Source organism: Flavobacterium pectinovorum (genome assembly GCF_006438875.1).
Taxonomy (GTDB): Bacteria; Bacteroidota; Bacteroidia; order Flavobacteriales; family Flavobacteriaceae; genus Flavobacterium; species Flavobacterium pectinovorum_A.
On the sequence record NZ_RCZH01000020.1, the window covers coordinates 1 to 18,543 of the forward strand.

Genomic DNA, 18,543 nt, shown 5'->3' on the forward strand with positions numbered 1-18,543 from the left:
GAAAGTTTTTTGTTGCTTTTGGGGTTTTGCTTGTTTTACGGGGGGTTGCCGCTAAGGCACTAAGACGCAAAGACTCATTTTGCTGGTGTTTTGGTTAATCGCGCAATCCCGATCCCGAAACTTCGGGACGGGAGCGAAGGCGCAGAGTTTTGGTTTTGCGGTGATTTTATCCCGGAAATTCTTCTGGAAACTGCTGCCCTAGCCCCGATAGTAACGAAAATCCTTTTGCTTTTTCCTTTAAAAAGCAAAAGATTGTAGTGGATAGCGGGAAATAGCTCCTGATCTTATTCAAATTCCAAGTCTGAAATCCCAAATTCCAAAATCATACCTATATAGTAAACCCGGCAGGTTTTCAAAGTCTGTTGGGTTTGGCGGATGAAAAACATTCCTTATATATAGGTGTCAAAAAATAAACCCGGCAGGTTTTCAAAGTCTGTCGGGTTTGGCGGATGAAAAAGCACTCCTTATATATAGGTATAAAAAATAACCCGACAGACTTTGAAAATCTATCGGGTTGGGTATCGAATCTTTCCTTATATATAAGGAGTGAATTATTTTTACTTTGCAGCTTTAGCTTTTTCTTCCCAGAAGTTCATTAGATCATTATAATCTATAGGAGTTGCAGGTTTCTGACTCGTTAGTCGGCCAGACTCGAATGCGCGCTGAAGAATGGTTTCTATTAGATAGTCTTCGTTTACTTCATACGGTTTGTATTCTTTCTTTAGACTTATGTCAAATAAATTGGCGGTTGTATTAGAAACAAAGGCTTTGAACCCGCTTTTTAAGGTTCGGATTAATTCATAAGTCGTAATTCCGGTTTGTCTGTTGATTAATTTGACAAGAATTTGACCTTGTCTTCGTGACAACTTCTTTAATCTGTCCTCAAATTCGTTATTAAGATAATCTTCAACGATCTTAAAATACTTTTTCTTTTCGCGATTGGTTTTCAAACGTGCCATTCCCTGATTTAATGCTGTAAGACGATCTGCTGCAAGTTTTGCATAAGGATAGACTTTAAAAACCCGATTTTGAAGGATAAGGAATTGCTTTTGTGCTTCGGGATCTAACTTTTCCTTAGAAATGATAATCTCTGGCAACTGAATTGTATCATTTAAGATAGAATCATTTTCGGTTAAGACATAGCCCATTTCCTGATTTGGTTTTGGAGTAACCTGAGCCTGGCTTGTAAACGAAATCAATATAAAGAATAAAATAATGTAGGTAAATCTCATTGAGTCATAATTTAAATGTAAAATTATATATTTATACACAACTCTAATACCAAATTTATAAATTAGCAAAAAAATATTTTTATGAGTACTGAATCTATCTTAAAAGATACGTCTATTGCTTTCCTGGAAAGCTACCTAAATAACGCCTCACCGACTGGTTATGAAAGTGAAGGTCAGAAACTTTGGATGAATTATTTAAAGCCTTACGTTGATACTTTTATCACTGATACTTACGGAACGGCTGTTGGAGTTATTAATCCTGATGCGCCTTTTAAGGTTGTAATTGAAGGTCATGCCGATGAAATTTCCTGGTATGTAAACTATATTACGGATGATGGTTTATTGTATGTTATCCGAAATGGTGGTTCTGATCATCAGATTGCGCCTTCAAAAAGGGTTCACATTCATACTAAAAAAGGAATTGTAAAGGGTGTTTTTGGATGGCCTGCAATTCACACCAGATTACGTGATAAGGAAGAATCACCAAAAATCAGCAATATCTTTATTGATTTGGGTTGTGAAACCAAAGAACAAGTTGAAGCTATGGGCGTTCATGTAGGCTGTGTGATTACATATCCTGATGAGTTTATGATTTTGAACGAGAACAAATTTGTTTGTCGCGCGATTGATAACAGAATGGGCGGTTTTATGATTGCTGAAGTGGCTCGTTTATTAAAGGAAAATAAAAAAACACTTCCGTTTGGTTTGTATATTGTCAACTCAGTTCAGGAAGAAATTGGTTTACGTGGTGCTGAAATGATTGCTCACACGATCAAACCAAATATTGCTATCGTGACTGATGTTTGCCACGATACCACTACTCCAATGATCGATAAAAAAGTCGAAGGTGATCTTAAAATGGGGAAAGGTCCTGTTATTGCTTATGCGCCAGCGGTTCAAAACAGACTTCGTGATTTAATTGTTGATACTGCGGTAGAAAACAAAATTCCTTTTCAGCGTCATGCAACTTCAAGAGCTACGGGAACTGATACTGATGCTTTTGCTTATAGTAATGGCGGTGTGGCATCGGCGTTGATTTCTTTGCCTTTGCGCTATATGCATACGACTGTAGAAATGGTTCATAGAGATGATGTTGAAAATGTGATTCAATTGATTTATGAGTCATTATTGAAGATTGAAAACAATGAAAATTTTTCTTATTTTAAATAAAAATTAGAATTTAAAACATCAAATCGGTTATTTTAGTAATAACCGATTTGATTACTAAAAAAATATGAAGCTACTATTACTCGAAGACGATTTTACTTTATCCAAAGAAATCTCAGCGTTCTTTACTTCAAAAGAATTCGAGTGTTTCCCCTATTATGATGGTTCTTTATTATTGAAAAAGTATTTTCCTTATGAATATGATTTAATTATTCTGGACATAAATGTTCCCGGAACAAATGGTATTGAGGTTTGCAAAGGGATTAGGGAAATTGATAAAAAGACGCCAATAATTATGCTGACGGCTTTTAGCGAAATCGAAGATAAACTTGCTTCTTTTGATAATGGCGCAGATGATTATTTGGTAAAACCTTTTCATTTTGAAGAATTATACGCCCGAAGCTCTTCTTTATTAAGACGAAAAGATATTCCGCAGCAAAGTGAGAAAAAAATATTGATTCAGGATTTAGAGATTTTAGAAGATGATATGAAAGTTTATCGCTCTGGCGAAGAAATAAAACTTACTCCAAAGGAATTTAAACTGATCTTGATTTTGGCTCATGCCAAAGGAAAAGTATTGTCTAAGCAATTTATTGCCGAAAAACTTTGGGATTATCACATTGAAACCAATCAAAATACGATTGAGGTTTATATTAACTTTCTAAGAAAAAAAATTGACAAAGACCACGAAACAAAACTTATTCGGACCAAAATTGGATACGGATATTACTTAAGCGATCAGGAATGACTTTAAAGAATCGGATATCATTACTAGTTAGTTTATTATTTACAATCCTTTTTGGGTTGGCTTCTACTTTGATATTTGTTTTGTATTCTAATTTTAGAAAGGAAGAATTTCGCGACCGACTGGAAATAAAAGCGCTTTCGAATATTAAACTTCTTGTGAATGTAAAAGAAGTCGACGATCAGCTTTTGAAAATGATCGATCAAAATTCGATCAATAAATTATATGACGAGAAAACGCTGGTATTTGATTCTAACTATAAACTTATATATAGTAGTATTGACGATGCCAAAATTAATTGGTCTATTGATGATTTAAAGTACCTTCAAAAGCATAAAACTTTCTTTAAACAACAAGGAAACTATGAGGTTTATGGTGTTTTTTATGATACTAAAGACAGGGATTTTTATGCTTTAATATCTGCAACAGATGATTATGGTCAAAGAAAACTCTTGTTCTTGAGATACACTTTGGTAATTTCTTATATCTTTTTTACTTGTATTTGCTGGGTTCTTACTTCGTTTACCGTCAAAAAAGCCATGAATCCGTTAAGTTCTTTTCATCAGAAAATTAAAAACATAAACGAGAATAATCTTGACACTCGTATTGCGTCGAAAAGCAATAAGAACGAGATTGATCTGATTGCAAATGAATTTAACTTTATGATGGACCGAATCGAGGTTTCTTATCAAAAGCAAAAGGAATTTACAGCGCACGCTTCACATGAGCTTAGAACTCCGCTTTCCAGAATTACTTCGCAAATAGAGAATATTGTTGCTGATGCCAAAACTCCCGTAGAAAGTAAATCGTTTTTAAAAACAATTTTATCAGATGTAAATCAATTAACGGAATTGATTAATTCATTGCTTGTTTTGTCTAAAATTGATACTAAAAGCTTCCAAAACAACGAAGTTCACCGTATTGATGAAATTCTGTTTTCAGCAATTGAAAAATTAAATAAAAGCTTTCCGGATTTCGTTGTTTTATTTGAAATAGAAGAAAATGACAATTTAGATACTGCCTTAGAAATTAAAGGAAATAAGAACCTTCTGGAAATTGCCTTAAGCAATGTCTTAAAAAATGCTTGTGTCTACTCTGACAATAAACAAGCCAAAGTAAAAATTAGTACTAAAAATAAACAACTTATTATCTCGATCTTAAATACCGGTAAAACCTTAAGCGAGACGGAACAGAAGAACATCTTCCAGCCCTTTATGCGTGGCGAAAATGCAAAGGGAACTTCTGGTTTTGGATTAGGATTACGTATTGTTCAGCGCATACTAAATCTTCATAACGCCACCATAACTTACACGTCTACAGATATTAACACGAATTTATTTCAGTTATTTTTTCATTTATAATTTATTTTAAGGTATTTTTAAGGTAGATTTTAAGGTTTCTTAAAGTCTGCTGATAGCATATTTGTATAAAATAAATTTGATACAATGAGAAAACTATGTGCATTCCTATTGCTTGTATTGTTCAATCAGGCAATAACAGCTCAAAAAACAGTCACTCTTCAGGATTGTGAGAGCCAGTTTCTTAAAAAGAATCTTTTTTTGTTGGCATCTCAATATAATATTGATGCTTCGAAGGCACTAACTATTCAGGCTCGCATCTGGGACAACCCCACAATTAGTGCAGAATTGAATGCTTATAATCCAGAAAGAAACCAATATTTTGATATTGGAAAGGATGGTCAAAAAGCATTTGGTATTGAACAGCTAATTTACTTAGGCGGTAAAAAAAGAAATGAAGTAAAGCTGGCTCAAACCAATGAACAATTGGCAGAATTGCAATTCAATGATTTACTGAGGACATTAAAATTGCAGCTTCGTAAAAGTTTTTATACGGTTTACTACAATACTAAGAATCTCGAAACTACAGATAAACAGATTGCGCACATTGAAGATTTAATCAACTCCTACTCTGTTCAGGTTCAAAAAGGAAATATTCCTTTAAGAGATTTAGTTCGTTTGCAGTCTTTGTATCTAAATTTTAAAAATGAACGAATGGAAGTTGTAAATGATAATATTGAGGAACAGGCAAATTTAAAATTGCTATTGAACGAAACCGAAACAGTGGTTCCAAATGTATCTGATGCTGAATTCAACAAATATTTGAAAACTATTGCTTTTGATTTAAAGTCTTTTGAAAGTGATGCGATAACCAATCGTCCGGATTATTTGGCTAAACAAAAAGAAATAGACGCCAATACATTGAATGTAAAATGGCAAAAATCACTTTCTATTCCTGATATTACTGTTGGTGCAAACTATGATCAGCGAAGTGGTGCTTTTAATAAAGAAGCAAATCTGACACTTGGAATTCCGCTGCCACTTTGGAATAAAAACAAAGGAAATATTAAATACGCTCAAACCATTCTGGAACAATCTAAAGTTGATAAACAAAGTTTTGAGCTGCAATTGCAAACCGAAATAACATCGGCATGGAATAAATGGGACGAATCCCGTAAAAACTACGTGGTTATAAAACCAACTGTAAATTCAGATTTTGAAGCGGTTTACAATGGAATTCTAAACAATTTTCAGAAACGAAATATTAGTTTATTAGAATTTACTGATTTTATGGAAAGCTACAATCAGGCTTCAATTCAGGTAAATGAATTAAAGAAAAAAGTAGTGCTTTCAGGCGAAGAATTAAACAGTACAATCAACAAAGACTTATTTTAAAACCAAATAAAGATGAAACATAAACTAATCATAGCAATTGCAATCGTAAGTCTATCTTTTGTAAGCTGCAAAAAGGAAGTTGAAAATCCGGATACAAATGCCTCGTTTGCTTTAAGTGATGCAATGCTAAAAACAACGACAATGGCAGAAGCTCAAAATCAGCCGGTAAAAAATCAGTTGAGTTTTTATGGAAAAATTACTGCCGATAATAATAAAGCCATCGATGTATATCCGCTTGTTGGAGGAAGCGTTATAAAAGTAAATGTAGAACTTGGAGATTATGTAAACAAGGGACAAGTTCTTGCGACAATTAGAAGTACTGATATTGCCGATTTTGAAAAGCAAGCGATTGATGCTAAAAGTGATTTGCTGGTTGCCAAAAATAGTTTGAAAGTTGCTCAGGAATTATTTGATGGAAAATTAAATTCGGAAAGTGATGTTCTTCAGGCAAAATCAGAAGTTAATAAAGCGCAATCTCAGCTGAATAAAATTCAGGAAACATACAAAATATATAATATTAAAGCAGGATCTATTTACGAAGTAACAGCGCCAATAAGTGGTTTTATTATTCAAAAAAGTATCAATCAGGATATGCTTTTGCGTAATGATCGTTCTGAAAACATCTTTGATATTGCCGAGATCAGTGAAGTTTGGGCAATGGCTAATATTAACGAAATGGATATCAATAAAGTAAAACTGGGAATCGATGCTGATGTAACCACTTTAAGTTATCCTGATAAAGTTTTTAAAGGAAAAGTAGATAAAATCTTCAACGTAATTGATCCGGAAACTAAAGCGATGCAAGCCCGTATCAAATTGAAAAATCCGGGTTATATGTTGAAACCTGATATGAATGCGAGTATCAAATTGTCTTTTAATGAAGATAAATCGATGATTGCAATTCCTAGTAAAGCGATTGTTTTTGACAAAAGTAAAAATTTTGTAATGGTGTTTAAGGACCGCCATAATATTGAAACCAGACAAGTTGAAGTGTACAGAGTTGTTGGTGACACAACCTATATTTCGACAGGTTTAAAAGAGAATGAAAAAGTTATTACCAACAATCAGCTATTTATTTATCGCGCTTTAAACGACTAGCAAGATGGAAAAATCTGTAAATATTTTGAGTTTTGCAACGTTGTTTTTTTCAGCGCTATCATTTTCACAAGAAACAGATTCGATACGAAAATATAGTCTGAAATTTCAAATGACCTCTATTTATCAATATCATCCCGCTTTTCATGCGAACTATTCAGGAACGAATAGTATGCATCCCGAAGAAGAAAGTGCCTTATCATTGACATCAACTTTATATCTAAATGTTCCGCTTTGGAAAGGTGCAACTGCAACTTTTAATCCCGAAATGTCAGGAGGCGAAGGTTTGTCCCAAGCCAAAGGATTAGGTGGTTTTCCTAACGGGGAAACCTTTAGAATTGGTGATACAAAACCTGTCGTTTATGTTGCGAGAATGCTTTTGGAACAAAAATTTGAGTTTAAAAATAATAACGAATTGCAATTGGTTTTTGGAAAGTTTGGACTATCAGATTATTTCGATGATAATACGTACTCACATGATCCCAGAACACAATTTCTAAACTGGTCATTAATGACATATGGAGCTTGGGATTATGCTGCAAATACCCGAGGATATACAGATGGATTATATGTTAACTATCAATTTGATAGCTGGCAAGTACGAGCCTCTTTGACCGCTTTACCAACGTATGCAAATGGTCCAAATGTCGAGTTTAGGTTTAAGAATTCGAATGCTATCAATGTCGAAATTGAGAAACAAATAATTTTTAAAAATAATGATTCCGCCAATATTAAATTATTAGGATTTCGAAATGTTGCAGGAATGGGAAATTATAATGAAGCGAACTCAAATATCACCACAATTCCGGATATTAAAAGTACAAGACAAAATGGTCGTACAAAATATGGTATCGGTTTAAATATGGATTATACGCACCGAGATACTTGGGGACTTTTTGGAAGAATAAGTTATAACGATGGTAAAAATGAAACCTGGGCATTTACAGAAATCGACAGATCGGCACAATTAGGTATTACCCTAAAAGGAAAAATGTGGAACCGTAAAGATGATTTTGCCGGAATTGCAGTTGTCGCCAACGGATTATCAAATTCACATGAAAAATATCAAAAACTTGGTGGAGATGGATTTATGATTGGTGACGGAACTTTAAATTACGGCGTAGAACAAATTGCAGAAGTTTTTTATTCCTTTTTAATTCCGAATACTCATATTACACTTTCACCGGATTATCAATTTGCAATGAATCCCTCATACAATAAAGATCGCGGTCCTATTCAATTTTTAGCATTACGCTTTCACATAGAGTTCTAATTACACAATTTTTGTTAGAAACATTTATGCTCAAAATAAATTTAAAAAAATAAAAATTCATCATTAAAAATACTTTTTAAAATGAACAAATTCATACGAAATATTATTGCTTTTTCCCTTAAGAATAAAGCATTTACATTTTTTTGGGTGGGAATATTGGCTGTTGCCGGTTTTATTTCTTTCAAAAATATGCCTATTGACGCATTTCCTGATGTAACCAATACTCAGATTATCATTATCACACAATGGAATGGTAAAAGTGCCGAGGAAGTAGAGCGTTTTGTGACCTCTCCTATTGAAATCTCAATGAATTCGGTGCAAAAAAAGACCAGTGTTCGTAGTATTACGATGTTTGGTTTATCTGTAATCAAAATTATTTTTGATGATGGTGTTGATGATACATTTGCACGTCAACAGGTTAATAATTTATTGAAGAATGTTTCACTTCCAGATGATGTTGAGCCTGATGTTCAGCCACCTTATGGACCTACGGGAGAAATCTTCAGATACATCGTTAAAAGTGACAGTAGAGATAGTAGAGAATTATTGACGTATCAAAACTGGATTATTGACAAACAATTGCGCTCTGTTCCTGGTGTTGCCGATTTGAATGTTTTTGGTGGTCAGGTAAAAACGTATGAAGTTGGAGTTGATCCAATTAAACTTGCCAAATATAATATTACGCCGCTACAAGTTTATAATGCTGTAAACGCTGGAAACTTAAATGTTGGCGGAGATGTAATCGAAAAAAACGGACAAGCTTTTGTGGTTCGTGGTGTTGGGCTTTTAAAATCAATTCCGGATATCGAAAATATTATTGTTGATGATGCTCACGGAAATCCAATTTTGGTAAAAAATGTTGCTTCTGTTTATGAAAGTTCCATGCCAAGAGTTGGTCAAACCGGAATTGGCAAAAATGACGATGCTGTCGAAGGGATTGTCGTAATGCGAAAAGGCGAAAATGCTCAGGAAACTTTAGCATTAATTAAAGACAAAATAAAAGATTTAAATGATAATGTACTACCAAAGGATATAAAAATTGAAACTTTCTACGATCGTGATAATCTGATGAATTTCACAACCGAAACGGTAATGCATAATTTATTCGAAGGAATTATTCTGGTTACTTGTGTCGTATTTCTCTTCATGGCGGATTGGAGAACTACTTTCACCGTTTCGATCGTTATTCCATTATCCTTATTATTTGCTTTTTTATGCCTTAAAATGATGGGAATGAGCGCCAACTTACTGAGTTTGGGAGCGGTCGATTTTGGGATTATTATTGATGGAGCAGTTGTTATGGTCGAAGGTTTGTTTGTAGTACTTGATCATCGGGCACATCAACTTGGAATGGCGAAATATAATAAAATTGCAAAAGGAAGTTTGATTAAAAAAACTGGAACTGAAATGGGTAAAGCTATTTTCTTTTCTAAATTAATAATCATTACCGCATTATTACCGATATTTTCATTTCAGAAAGTAGAAGGGAAAATGTTCTCTCCTCTCGCCTTTACTCTTGGTTTTGCCTTAATGGGAGCATTACTTTTTACTTTGACATTGGTTCCTGTTTTATCTCATATTCTTTTGAATAAAAATGTAAAAGAGAAACACAATCCTTTTGTGAATTTTTGGGACCGAATTGTTGGTAAAGGTTTTGCCTGGACATTCAAACATAAAGCAAAAACGCTAATTGCTTCGTTGGCTTTATTGGTTGCGGTCTTCTTTTCGGCCACTTTTTTAGGAACTGAATTTTTACCTCAATTAAATGAAGGCGCTTTATGGGTAACGGCTGAATTGCCTATGAGTACTTCTCTTCCTGAAAGTGTGCAAACAGCATCAATGATTCGAAAAGATCTGGAAAGTTTTCCCGAAGTAAAAAATGTATTGTCCCAAACTGGTAGAAGTAACGATGGAACAGATCCGAATGGTTTTGGTTTTATTCAGCTTCAGGTAGATTTGAAACCTAAATCAGAATGGACGCGAAAAATTAATATGGATGAATTGATCAATGAAATGGATCAAAAACTGAAAGTTCATCAAGGTATTACTTATAATTATTCGCAACCTGTTATTGATAACGTTGCGGAATCTGTGGCTGGTTTTAAAGCTTCAAACGCAGTAAAAATATACGGAGACGATCTTGATAAACTGGATGAATTATCAAATGAAGTTCTGGCAAAAATCAAGGATATTCCCGGAATAAAAGATGCCGGGATTCTTAGAAATGTTGGTCAGCCAGAAATTAGTGTGATTTTAGATCGAGAAAAAATGGCAGCTTATGGAGTTACTTTGAGTGATGCTCAGGCAGTTCTGGAATTAGCTTTTGGAGGAAAAACAGCCACTCAAAAATATGAAGATGAGAAAAAATTCGATGTAAGAGTCCGTTTCCTAAAAGAATACCGTAAAGACGAAGTTGATCTTGCCGAACTTAAAGTACCAACAATAAGCGGTGTAAAAATTCCGCTTAAAGAAATTTGCGACATTAAAACCGTTACAGGACCCGCATTTATCTATAGAGATAATACAAAACGTTTTATTGGAGTAAAATTCTCTGTTCGTGATCGGGATTTAGGAAGTACAATTGCCGAAGCTCAGAAAAAAGTGGCCGAATTAAAAATGCCTACAGGTTATACCACAGGCTGGACAGGAGAATTTGAGAATCAGGTTCGTGCCAGTGCTCGTTTGGCGCAAGTGGTTCCAATCAGTTTAATTGGGATATTTGTTCTGTTGTTTATTTTATTCGGAAATATTAAAGATTCGCTTTTAGTTTTAGCCAATGTTCCTTTTGCTATTATTGGAGGAATCATTGCCTTGCACCTTACTGGAATGAATTTTGGAATTTCGGCCGGTGTTGGTTTTATTGCCTTACTCGGAATTTGTATTCAAAACGGAGTTATTCTGATATCAGAATTTCATCATAACCTGAAGGCAAAATTCACGCTCGAAGAATCCATTTTCATGGGAGTAAAAGCAAGAACAAGAGCCGTAGTAATGACAGCTTTGATGGCGTCGATAGGTTTAATGCCAGCAGCGATCTCTACGGGAATTGGTTCTGAATCACAAAAACCATTGGCAATTGTTATTATTGGTGGTTTGGTTACGGCAACGATTCTAACCTTATTGGTCTTCCCGATTCTCTTTTGGGTATTCAACCGTAAAAAAAACGTAAAAATTGAGTAAAATATTTAAGATTGATTAATTGGTTAAATTAATTTGATTCGGTTAAAGAAAAAGCATCATTATTTTAATGGTGCTTTTTTGATTTCATTAACTCGAAGTTTGATATATTGCAGATTAAATAAGTAAAATCTGATTCATGAAATACATCTATTCTCTACTCGCTATTTTTACAATTTCATTGTTACTCTCCATTATAAATCCAAAAGAAGGACTTACTTGTTTTCTTGAAGTTATTCCCGCAATTATAGGCTTCTTAATTTTAGTTTTTACTTTTAAAAAATTCCGATTTACAAATTTTACCTATACTTTGATATTAATACATTGTATTATTTTATTCATCGGTGGACATTATACGTATGCCGAAGTTCCATTTTTTGATTACATAAAAGAAATATTTCATCAAAGCAGAAACAATTATGATAAAGTAGGACATTTTGCGCAAGGATTAGTTCCTGCCATGATTGTTAGGGAGCTTTTTATTCGTAAGGAAGTAATTAATAATAAAAGCTTCTTCAACTTTATTATTGTATGTATTTGTTTGGCAATCAGCGCTGCATACGAATTTATAGAATGGTTTGTTTCGCTTGCAACCGGAGACGGTGGAGACGCATTTTTAGGAACGCAGGGATATGTTTGGGACACACAATCTGATATGCTTTTTGCAACTATTGGAGCAATTGTTGGACTAATTATATTCTCCAAAATTCAGGATAAACAAATTCAGAAAATCAATTTTTAATCTTTATCGCAATTGATTACCTGTACCCAATTTATCTATTAATCATTAAGTGTGATTACTCCGTTGCTTTATTGTAGACGTAAAAAAACATTTAACACATAGAAACATAGTTTTTCTTCATGCAATAAAAGGAGATTAAAAGAAACAAGTTTCTAACGCATAGTGTGAAAAAAGTGAAACGCCTACTTTTTTAGTTTTCAAAAGCTATATCTCTATGTGTTAAAAATAGTTTCCTCCAACTTATATAAAATAAAAACGACCTTCTGCTCAAGGAAGGTCGTTTCAATTACTAACTCAAAACTCTTTTAAACTTTTAGTTCAAAAACGTTTATTTTAAATCTTTCAAAAGTGCAATTGCATCTGTTGCATTAGATAATTGTGCATATTTTAATGCAGTATATCCTTTATCGTTTTTATCGCTTGGGCGTGCGCCGCTAGCTAATAATACTTTTAAAATTTCAACTTTGTTGTAACGAGCTGCAACCATTAAAGGTGACATATCTTCAGATATCTGATTTACATCAGCTCCGTACTCGATAAATTTTTTCACGATTTCAATGTCTCCTTTGCTAACTGCCACGTTTAATGGAGATACAAAAGATCTTGAAAATTCAACTCCATTTTTCACAACTAGTTTGTGATTTGATGCCATTGAAACATTTGCAAATGCTACTAAAGCTACTCCTAAGATAATTACTGATTTTTTCATGTTGATTGATTATTTAATTGATTGATAATGATGATTTTTAATTTCTATGTAAAGGTACTTCTATTTTTGTAATATGTAATGCAAGGTACTGTGTTTTAACTAATTCTTAACATTCAGTTAATAAATGGGTTACATTTTAAAACTTAACGTTTCCAAAATTTCAACTTGCTTTACTAATAGACGCTACAAACATTAATATGTTACACTAAAATCGAAAAAAATATAAAAAATTCATCAAAAAATTTTAAACCCAACAAATTCAAGGCTTTAGTTTTATAACTTTACTTTAAAATTTGACTAAAAAAGAATATCTAATCAGAACAGAAAGCAATTTTTAACCTTAAAACTACAGAAAATGAAATTTATTAAAGGAATTCTGATCGTATTAATCCTTATTGTATCTATCGTATTAATTGCAGCGTATTTTATGCCAAAAGATTATGCAATACAAAGAGAGATCACAATAAACAAACCAGTTGATAGTGTCTTTAATTATGTGAAATATCTAAAGAACCAAAATCAATTTAGCGTTTGGGCTAATATTGACCCAAAAATGAAATCTACCTATAAAGGAACTGATGGAACTGTAGGTTCAATATCGGCTTGGGAAAGTGATGTAAAAGAAGTTGGCGTTGGCGAACAGGAAATCACAAAGATAACAGAAGGAAAGCGCATCGACTTTGCCTTACGTTTTAAAAAACCAATGGATGATACTGCGGTAGGTTTTATGTCGACAGAAGCAGTATCAGGAAATCAAACTAAAGTAAAATGGGGAATCAATGGCGTTTTTCCTTATCCCATGAATATTATGATGCCCATGATGAATATGGATACAATGATTGGGAAAGATTTAGATAAAGGTCTCGAAAACTTAAAAGCACATATGGAGAAATAAAAAAATAGCCACAGATTATAAGATTAGAATGATTCTTAAAAATCTGCTTCCTCTTTTAATCTGTGGCTAAAACTCTTTTATCTTTTATAAAAAGAAATCTTTATCTAAAATCTATTTTTTAAAACTAAGATATTCTACTACGTTTTTCTCAATACGTTCGTCGATATTATCAATATCAGCTTTTACAAATTTCTCTCCTAAAATATTTTCAAATAACTCAATATATCTTTCAGAAACTGATTCGATATAAGCCTCTGTCATATCCGGAATTTGTTGTCCGTCCTGACCTTGAAAACCATTCTCGATCAACCAACGACGTACAAATTCTTTTGATAATTGTTTTTGCTCCTCTCCTTTTTCCTGTCTTTCCTGATATCCGTCAGCATAAAAATAACGAGATGAATCCGGTGTGTGGATTTCGTCAATCAAAACAATAACTCCATCTTTTGTTTTTCCAAATTCGTATTTAGTATCTACTAAAATTAAACCACGGCTTGCAGCAATTTCAGTTCCTCGTTGGAATAAAGCACGAGTATATTTTTCTAAAATTAGATAATCTTCTTCAGAAACGATTCCTTTAGACAAAATATCTTCACGAGAAATATCTTCATCATGAGAACCATTATCTGCTTTTGTAGTTGGTGTAATGATAGGTTCCGGGAATTTATCATTTTCTTTTAGACCTTCTGCCATAGTAACTCCGCAAATCAGTCTTTTTCCAGCAGCATATTCACGTGCAGCATGACCTGAAACATAACCACGAATAACCATTTCTACTTTAAAAGGGTCGCATAAATGCCCAACAGCTACGTTTGGATCTGGAGTTGCAATTAACCAATTTGGAACAATATCCTGAGTTAACTCCATGAATTTTGTTGCAATCTGATTTAAAATTTGTCCTTTGTATGGAATTCCCTTTGGTAAAACCACATCAAACGCCGAAAGTCTATCCGTTGCAACCATTACCAAAAGTTCGTCATCAATATTGTAAACTTCTCTAACCTTTCCGCGGTAAACTGACTTTTGATTTGGGAAATTAAAATTTGTAGTTGTAATTGTATTACTCATTATCCTAGTGTTGTGTTGTTTTTTACGATTGCAAATTTAAAACTAATTAAAAGAGCAAGCAAGAAAGTTTTTAGTTTTTAGTTTTCAGTCGCAGTCTCAGTTTTCAGTGAAAGTCTTTGCGTGAGCTTTGTCAAAATTTTAAAGCTTTCACAAAGCTTTAACCTACATTTTAACATAATTCACTCAAAAGTTCAAACTGCGACTAAAAACTGAGATTGTAAACTGTGACTGAAAACTGTGACTGAAGACTGAGACTGCGACCGAAAACTTATTTCAAAAGTGTCGAATTAAATAAATTTAAAATTCTGCTATATTCATCAATCCAGGAATAGGTTTCTTTAAAACCATGTGATTCTACCGGAAACGAAGCAAGAGACCAATTCTTTTTCTGTAATTCTATAAAACGCTGTGACAAACGCACAATATCTTTGTACTCAACATTATCATCGACCATTCCGTGTAGCATAACCAGATTTCCTTTTAAATTATCAGCAAAATAAATAGGCGAACTTTTTTTGTAAGCTTCAGGATCTGTTTCAGGAAAATTCAAAATATTCCCTGTGTATTCATGATTATAATGTGCCCAATCTGTAACGGAACGCAAAGCCGCACCTGATTTAAATTCACCAGGAGTCGTTAACATTCCCATTAGCGTAATAAATCCGCCATAAGAACCACCATAAATCCCTACTCTATTAGTATCGATTCCGTATTTTTCAACTAAATATTTTTTTCCGTCAAGTTGATCAGACAAATCTTTTCCTCCCATAAAACGGTAAATTCCAGTTCTAAAATCACGCCCGTAACCATCACTTCCTCTGTAATCAATATCGAGAACTGTATATCCTAAATCTGTCAACAAATTATGAAACATATATTCTCTGTAGTAATTACTCCAAAAGTTATGTGCGTTTTGCAAATAACCCGCGCCGTGAACAAAAATGATCGCAGCTTTATTTGCATTTTCAGCTTTTGGCACATATAATCTGGCATTTACAGGAGTTCCGTCTTGTGCTTTGAAAGTAATTACCTCCGGTTCTCTCCATTTATATTGCTTGAAACTTTCAGAAGGTGAAGAAGAAATTTGCTGTAATGTGGTATTCTTTTTATTCTCGGCAATATAAAAATCCCATGGAATATTTTTATACGAATAACGTACTAAAAGCGATTTTTCATCTGCTGAAATAACTACTTCATGTGCACCATCTTTCGTCAAAATTGGTTCTAAAGTACCACCAATAGCAGGTAATTTGTAGAAATTTCTATTTCCGGGATTCGTAGTATTCGTTGTTAAATAAAATGTCTTTTTATCTTTAGATAAGGTTACTTCACGAACTTCCCAATTTCCACTGGTCAATTGTATTTTTTTATTCGACTTTACATTGTAAGTATATAAATGTGAATATCCTGTAGCTTCAGACTGGAAATAAATCGTTTCATTATCTGCCAGAAAACCAAGAACACCCGAATCAAAAGAATACGACGGAATCCCCGGACCGGCAATCCACGCATCATCATGTTGATGTTCAATTTCTTTAAAAGTTCCGTTTTCAAGATTTAAACTCACAAGCCATCTGTCTTTATTATCCTGACTTCTGATATCGACAATTGCCAACGATCCATCTTCGTTATAAACAGGCGCCTGAGTGCTAATTACCCTGTCTTCTTTGGCTTTATTTTTTAGATTATCATAAGATTCATAATACTTTGGCGTATCCTGAATATGACTTAAAGTCGAAAAATTAACGTAATAAACAGTATCTTTTGCTACAGAATAAATTCCGAATTTCGTTTTTAATAAATTTGCTGTAGAAACTTTTTCTTTAGTATCCGGAGTTTGATTATAACCATCATCCGTTATAAAAACTTCCATTTTTTCTTTTTTGACATCAGATTCTTCGACTAAACTAAAAGTGGCAAAATTTCCATTTGGATTTGCTTTCAGATTATAAAGATTGTCTTTGCCATAAAAATATTCTTTTGCAAAATCAGATTTAACAGCTTTGCTTTTAGCAAGATTCCATTGCTTTTTTGCTTCTTTGTCTTTAATAAACTGGAATAATTCTTTTTGCTGAGTAACTAAAAACGAGTCTTTATCCGAAGTTTTTTCTTTTTTAGTTCCTTTATTAAAGTTCGTTATTTGCAAAACGGTTCCTTCTTTAGCATTGTATTTGAAGATATTATCGTTCTGCTCAAAAAATACAATTCCAGCCGTTGTTCCTAAATCAATATTTGAAATTGGATTACTTTGCTGAATGATTTTCTTTACCAATTTTGTACTTACGGTATAAGAATACAAACCACCGTTATCAATATAATATACAATATCAGAATTTGGCTTTCTTTTGAAATCAAGTTTAGAAAAAGCGGCTTCTTTTGGTTCAGTCAAAACAGGTTTTGCAGCTCCTTTTTGCCATAAATATGTATTTGCGTCAATATCATTCGTTGGATTCCATTCAAAATATACTTTTTTACCGTCCAAAGACCAGCGTCCGTTTGTTGGTTGATTTCCAATAAAAGATTCCCCTTTCATTATTTCTTCTAACTTCAATGTTTGGCTATTGCCCGAAATAGAAAGAATTAAAAAGGCAAGAATAAAAATGTTTTTTGTCATGGTAATGTTATTTTGAGAAAACAAAAATACACTTTGAAAATTATTAAAAAAATGTTTTAATAATTTGCTTACGAAATTCTTTGAGTTGTACTAAATAACAAAAAAAATCCTTGAAGAATTATCTTCAAGGATCTTAATATTTAATAAAAGTTCAAAAAAATAATTTCTCAAACTCTATAATTTATTTATGCTATTACTTATTTATTGTTTAGCCTGCAACAAATTCTTTATTCAATATTTTTGACGAAATATATTTTGCTACACCGTCTTCAGCATTTGTGCTAATAACTTCTAAATCAGGTAAAGTTTCTTTTAATAATGCAGGAGCATTCCCCATGATTAATCCTTTTCCGGTTAACGATAACATTTGAACATCGTTGAAACCATCTCCAAACGAAACAGCTTCTTCCGGAGAAAATCCTTCTTTTTCAAGAACACGCAATATTGCAACCGCTTTATCAATAGATTTATCCATAAATTCCAGACAAGTTGGCAAGCTAAAAGCATGATGCAAATTTTCTGAGGAATTAGCTAAAATGGCATCTTTTAGTACTACCAATTTTTCGTGATTGTCGTGCGAAAAGAATATTTTTATTGCACCAAAATCTTCCAGTGTTTCATAATCTACCAATTCAGGACGATATTTTAATTCCTCTTGAAAAGCGTTTAGTTTTTCACTTATTCTATTGGTCTGCCAAACATTCTCTTTGAATAAAACGACCGTAATTTCAGGATCAATTTCAACATTTAATGCTGCTTTTACAATATCACTTTCTAAGTTAAATGCAAAAAGTTGTTCTTTATCAGGCGAATGAATTCTTGCTCCGTTTGAGCTTACCAAATAAACCGGAACTTCAAGTTTTTCAATAATCGCCATTGCGTCAAGATGGTGACGGCCTGTAGCAACAACAATAAGGTAATTTTGATTGTGTAGTTCCTGAAAAACAGATTTAGTATAATCAGATATTTTATGCTGTGGATTGAGTAAAGTTCCATCTAAGTCACTTACAACAACTTTTATATTCTTAAGTTTAGAAGTCATATTAAAATCAAGTATTTTATGAATTGCAAATTTACGGCTTTACGCTCAGAAGAGCAAAGATTACAAACCGTAAAAGCCTGAAATAAGCGAA

General features: G+C 33.2%; 14 protein-coding genes. 9 read left to right on the forward strand and 5 right to left on the reverse strand.

Annotated features, from left to right (window positions below; translation table 11 throughout):
• Window positions 1-557: 557 nt before the first annotated feature.
• Window positions 558-1,232, reverse strand: coding sequence for a DUF4294 domain-containing protein (locus EAH81_RS22835; RefSeq protein ID WP_140511315.1), 675 nt, complete (start codon window positions 1,230-1,232; stop codon window positions 558-560).
• Window positions 1,233-1,313: 81 nt separating this feature from the next.
• Between EAH81_RS22835 and EAH81_RS22840 the strand changes: the two genes are divergently transcribed.
• From EAH81_RS22840 to EAH81_RS22875, 8 genes are all read left to right on the forward strand, one after another.
• On the forward strand, window positions 1,314-2,402 hold the full coding sequence (locus EAH81_RS22840; RefSeq protein WP_140511316.1) for a M42 family metallopeptidase: 1,089 nt from the start codon (window positions 1,314-1,316) through the stop codon (window positions 2,400-2,402).
• Window positions 2,403-2,466: 64 nt separating this feature from the next.
• Entirely contained in the window at window positions 2,467-3,147 is a 681-nt protein-coding gene (locus EAH81_RS22845; RefSeq protein WP_140511317.1) for a response regulator transcription factor, read from the forward strand.
• Window positions 3,144-4,505 carry a sensor histidine kinase gene (locus tag EAH81_RS22850; protein ID WP_140511318.1) on the forward strand — a complete coding sequence of 454 codons (1,362 nt, stop codon included), beginning with the start codon at window positions 3,144-3,146 and terminating at the stop codon, window positions 4,503-4,505. The genes EAH81_RS22845 and EAH81_RS22850 overlap by 4 nt, the downstream gene beginning before the upstream one ends.
• A gap of 84 nt (window positions 4,506-4,589) precedes the next feature.
• Window positions 4,590-5,837 carry a TolC family protein gene (locus EAH81_RS22855; protein WP_140511319.1) on the forward strand — a complete coding sequence of 416 codons (1,248 nt, stop codon included), beginning with the start codon at window positions 4,590-4,592 and terminating at the stop codon, window positions 5,835-5,837.
• Between the two features lie 12 nt (window positions 5,838-5,849).
• Complete coding sequence (locus EAH81_RS22860; protein ID WP_140511320.1) at window positions 5,850-6,935, forward strand: efflux RND transporter periplasmic adaptor subunit; 1,086 nt, start codon at window positions 5,850-5,852, stop codon at window positions 6,933-6,935.
• A gap of 4 nt (window positions 6,936-6,939) precedes the next feature.
• A complete protein-coding gene (locus EAH81_RS22865) occupies window positions 6,940-8,205 on the forward strand; it encodes a carbohydrate porin (protein ID WP_140511321.1) in 1,266 nt (421 codons plus the stop codon).
• A gap of 81 nt (window positions 8,206-8,286) precedes the next feature.
• Window positions 8,287-11,385, forward strand: coding sequence for an efflux RND transporter permease subunit (locus tag EAH81_RS22870; protein ID WP_140511322.1), 3,099 nt, complete (start codon window positions 8,287-8,289; stop codon window positions 11,383-11,385).
• Window positions 11,386-11,521: 136 nt separating this feature from the next.
• Entirely contained in the window at window positions 11,522-12,124 is a 603-nt protein-coding gene (locus EAH81_RS22875; protein WP_140511323.1) for a DUF2238 domain-containing protein, read from the forward strand.
• Between the two features lie 328 nt (window positions 12,125-12,452).
• Here EAH81_RS22875 and EAH81_RS22880 read toward each other — a convergent pair whose 3' ends face one another.
• Window positions 12,453-12,833, reverse strand: coding sequence for an ankyrin repeat domain-containing protein (locus EAH81_RS22880; protein WP_140511324.1), 381 nt, complete (start codon window positions 12,831-12,833; stop codon window positions 12,453-12,455).
• A 355-nt stretch (window positions 12,834-13,188) separates the two neighbouring features.
• On the opposite strand from EAH81_RS22880, the gene EAH81_RS22885 reads away from it, so the two are divergent.
• The gene (locus EAH81_RS22885) at window positions 13,189-13,728 is read left to right on the forward strand and encodes an SRPBCC family protein (RefSeq protein WP_140511325.1); all 540 of its coding nucleotides are present in this window, start codon (window positions 13,189-13,191) and stop codon (window positions 13,726-13,728) included.
• A 111-nt stretch (window positions 13,729-13,839) separates the two neighbouring features.
• Here EAH81_RS22885 and EAH81_RS22890 read toward each other — a convergent pair whose 3' ends face one another.
• The 3 genes from EAH81_RS22890 to EAH81_RS22900 all read right to left on the reverse strand — a co-directional run bounded on the left by EAH81_RS22890 (window position 13,840) and on the right by EAH81_RS22900 (window position 18,452).
• Window positions 13,840-14,796, reverse strand: a complete 957-nt coding sequence (locus tag EAH81_RS22890) for a phosphoribosylaminoimidazolesuccinocarboxamide synthase (RefSeq protein ID WP_140511326.1) — start codon at window positions 14,794-14,796, stop codon at window positions 13,840-13,842.
• Between the two features lie 268 nt (window positions 14,797-15,064).
• Window positions 15,065-17,410: a S9 family peptidase gene (locus EAH81_RS22895; protein WP_140511327.1), complete on the reverse strand. Its 2,346-nt coding sequence runs from the start codon at window positions 17,408-17,410 to the stop codon at window positions 15,065-15,067.
• A gap of 208 nt (window positions 17,411-17,618) precedes the next feature.
• Window positions 17,619-18,452 (reverse strand): Cof-type HAD-IIB family hydrolase, encoded by an 834-nt coding sequence (locus EAH81_RS22900; protein ID WP_140511328.1) that lies wholly within the window; start codon window positions 18,450-18,452, stop codon window positions 17,619-17,621.
• Window positions 18,453-18,543 lie beyond the last annotated feature (91 nt).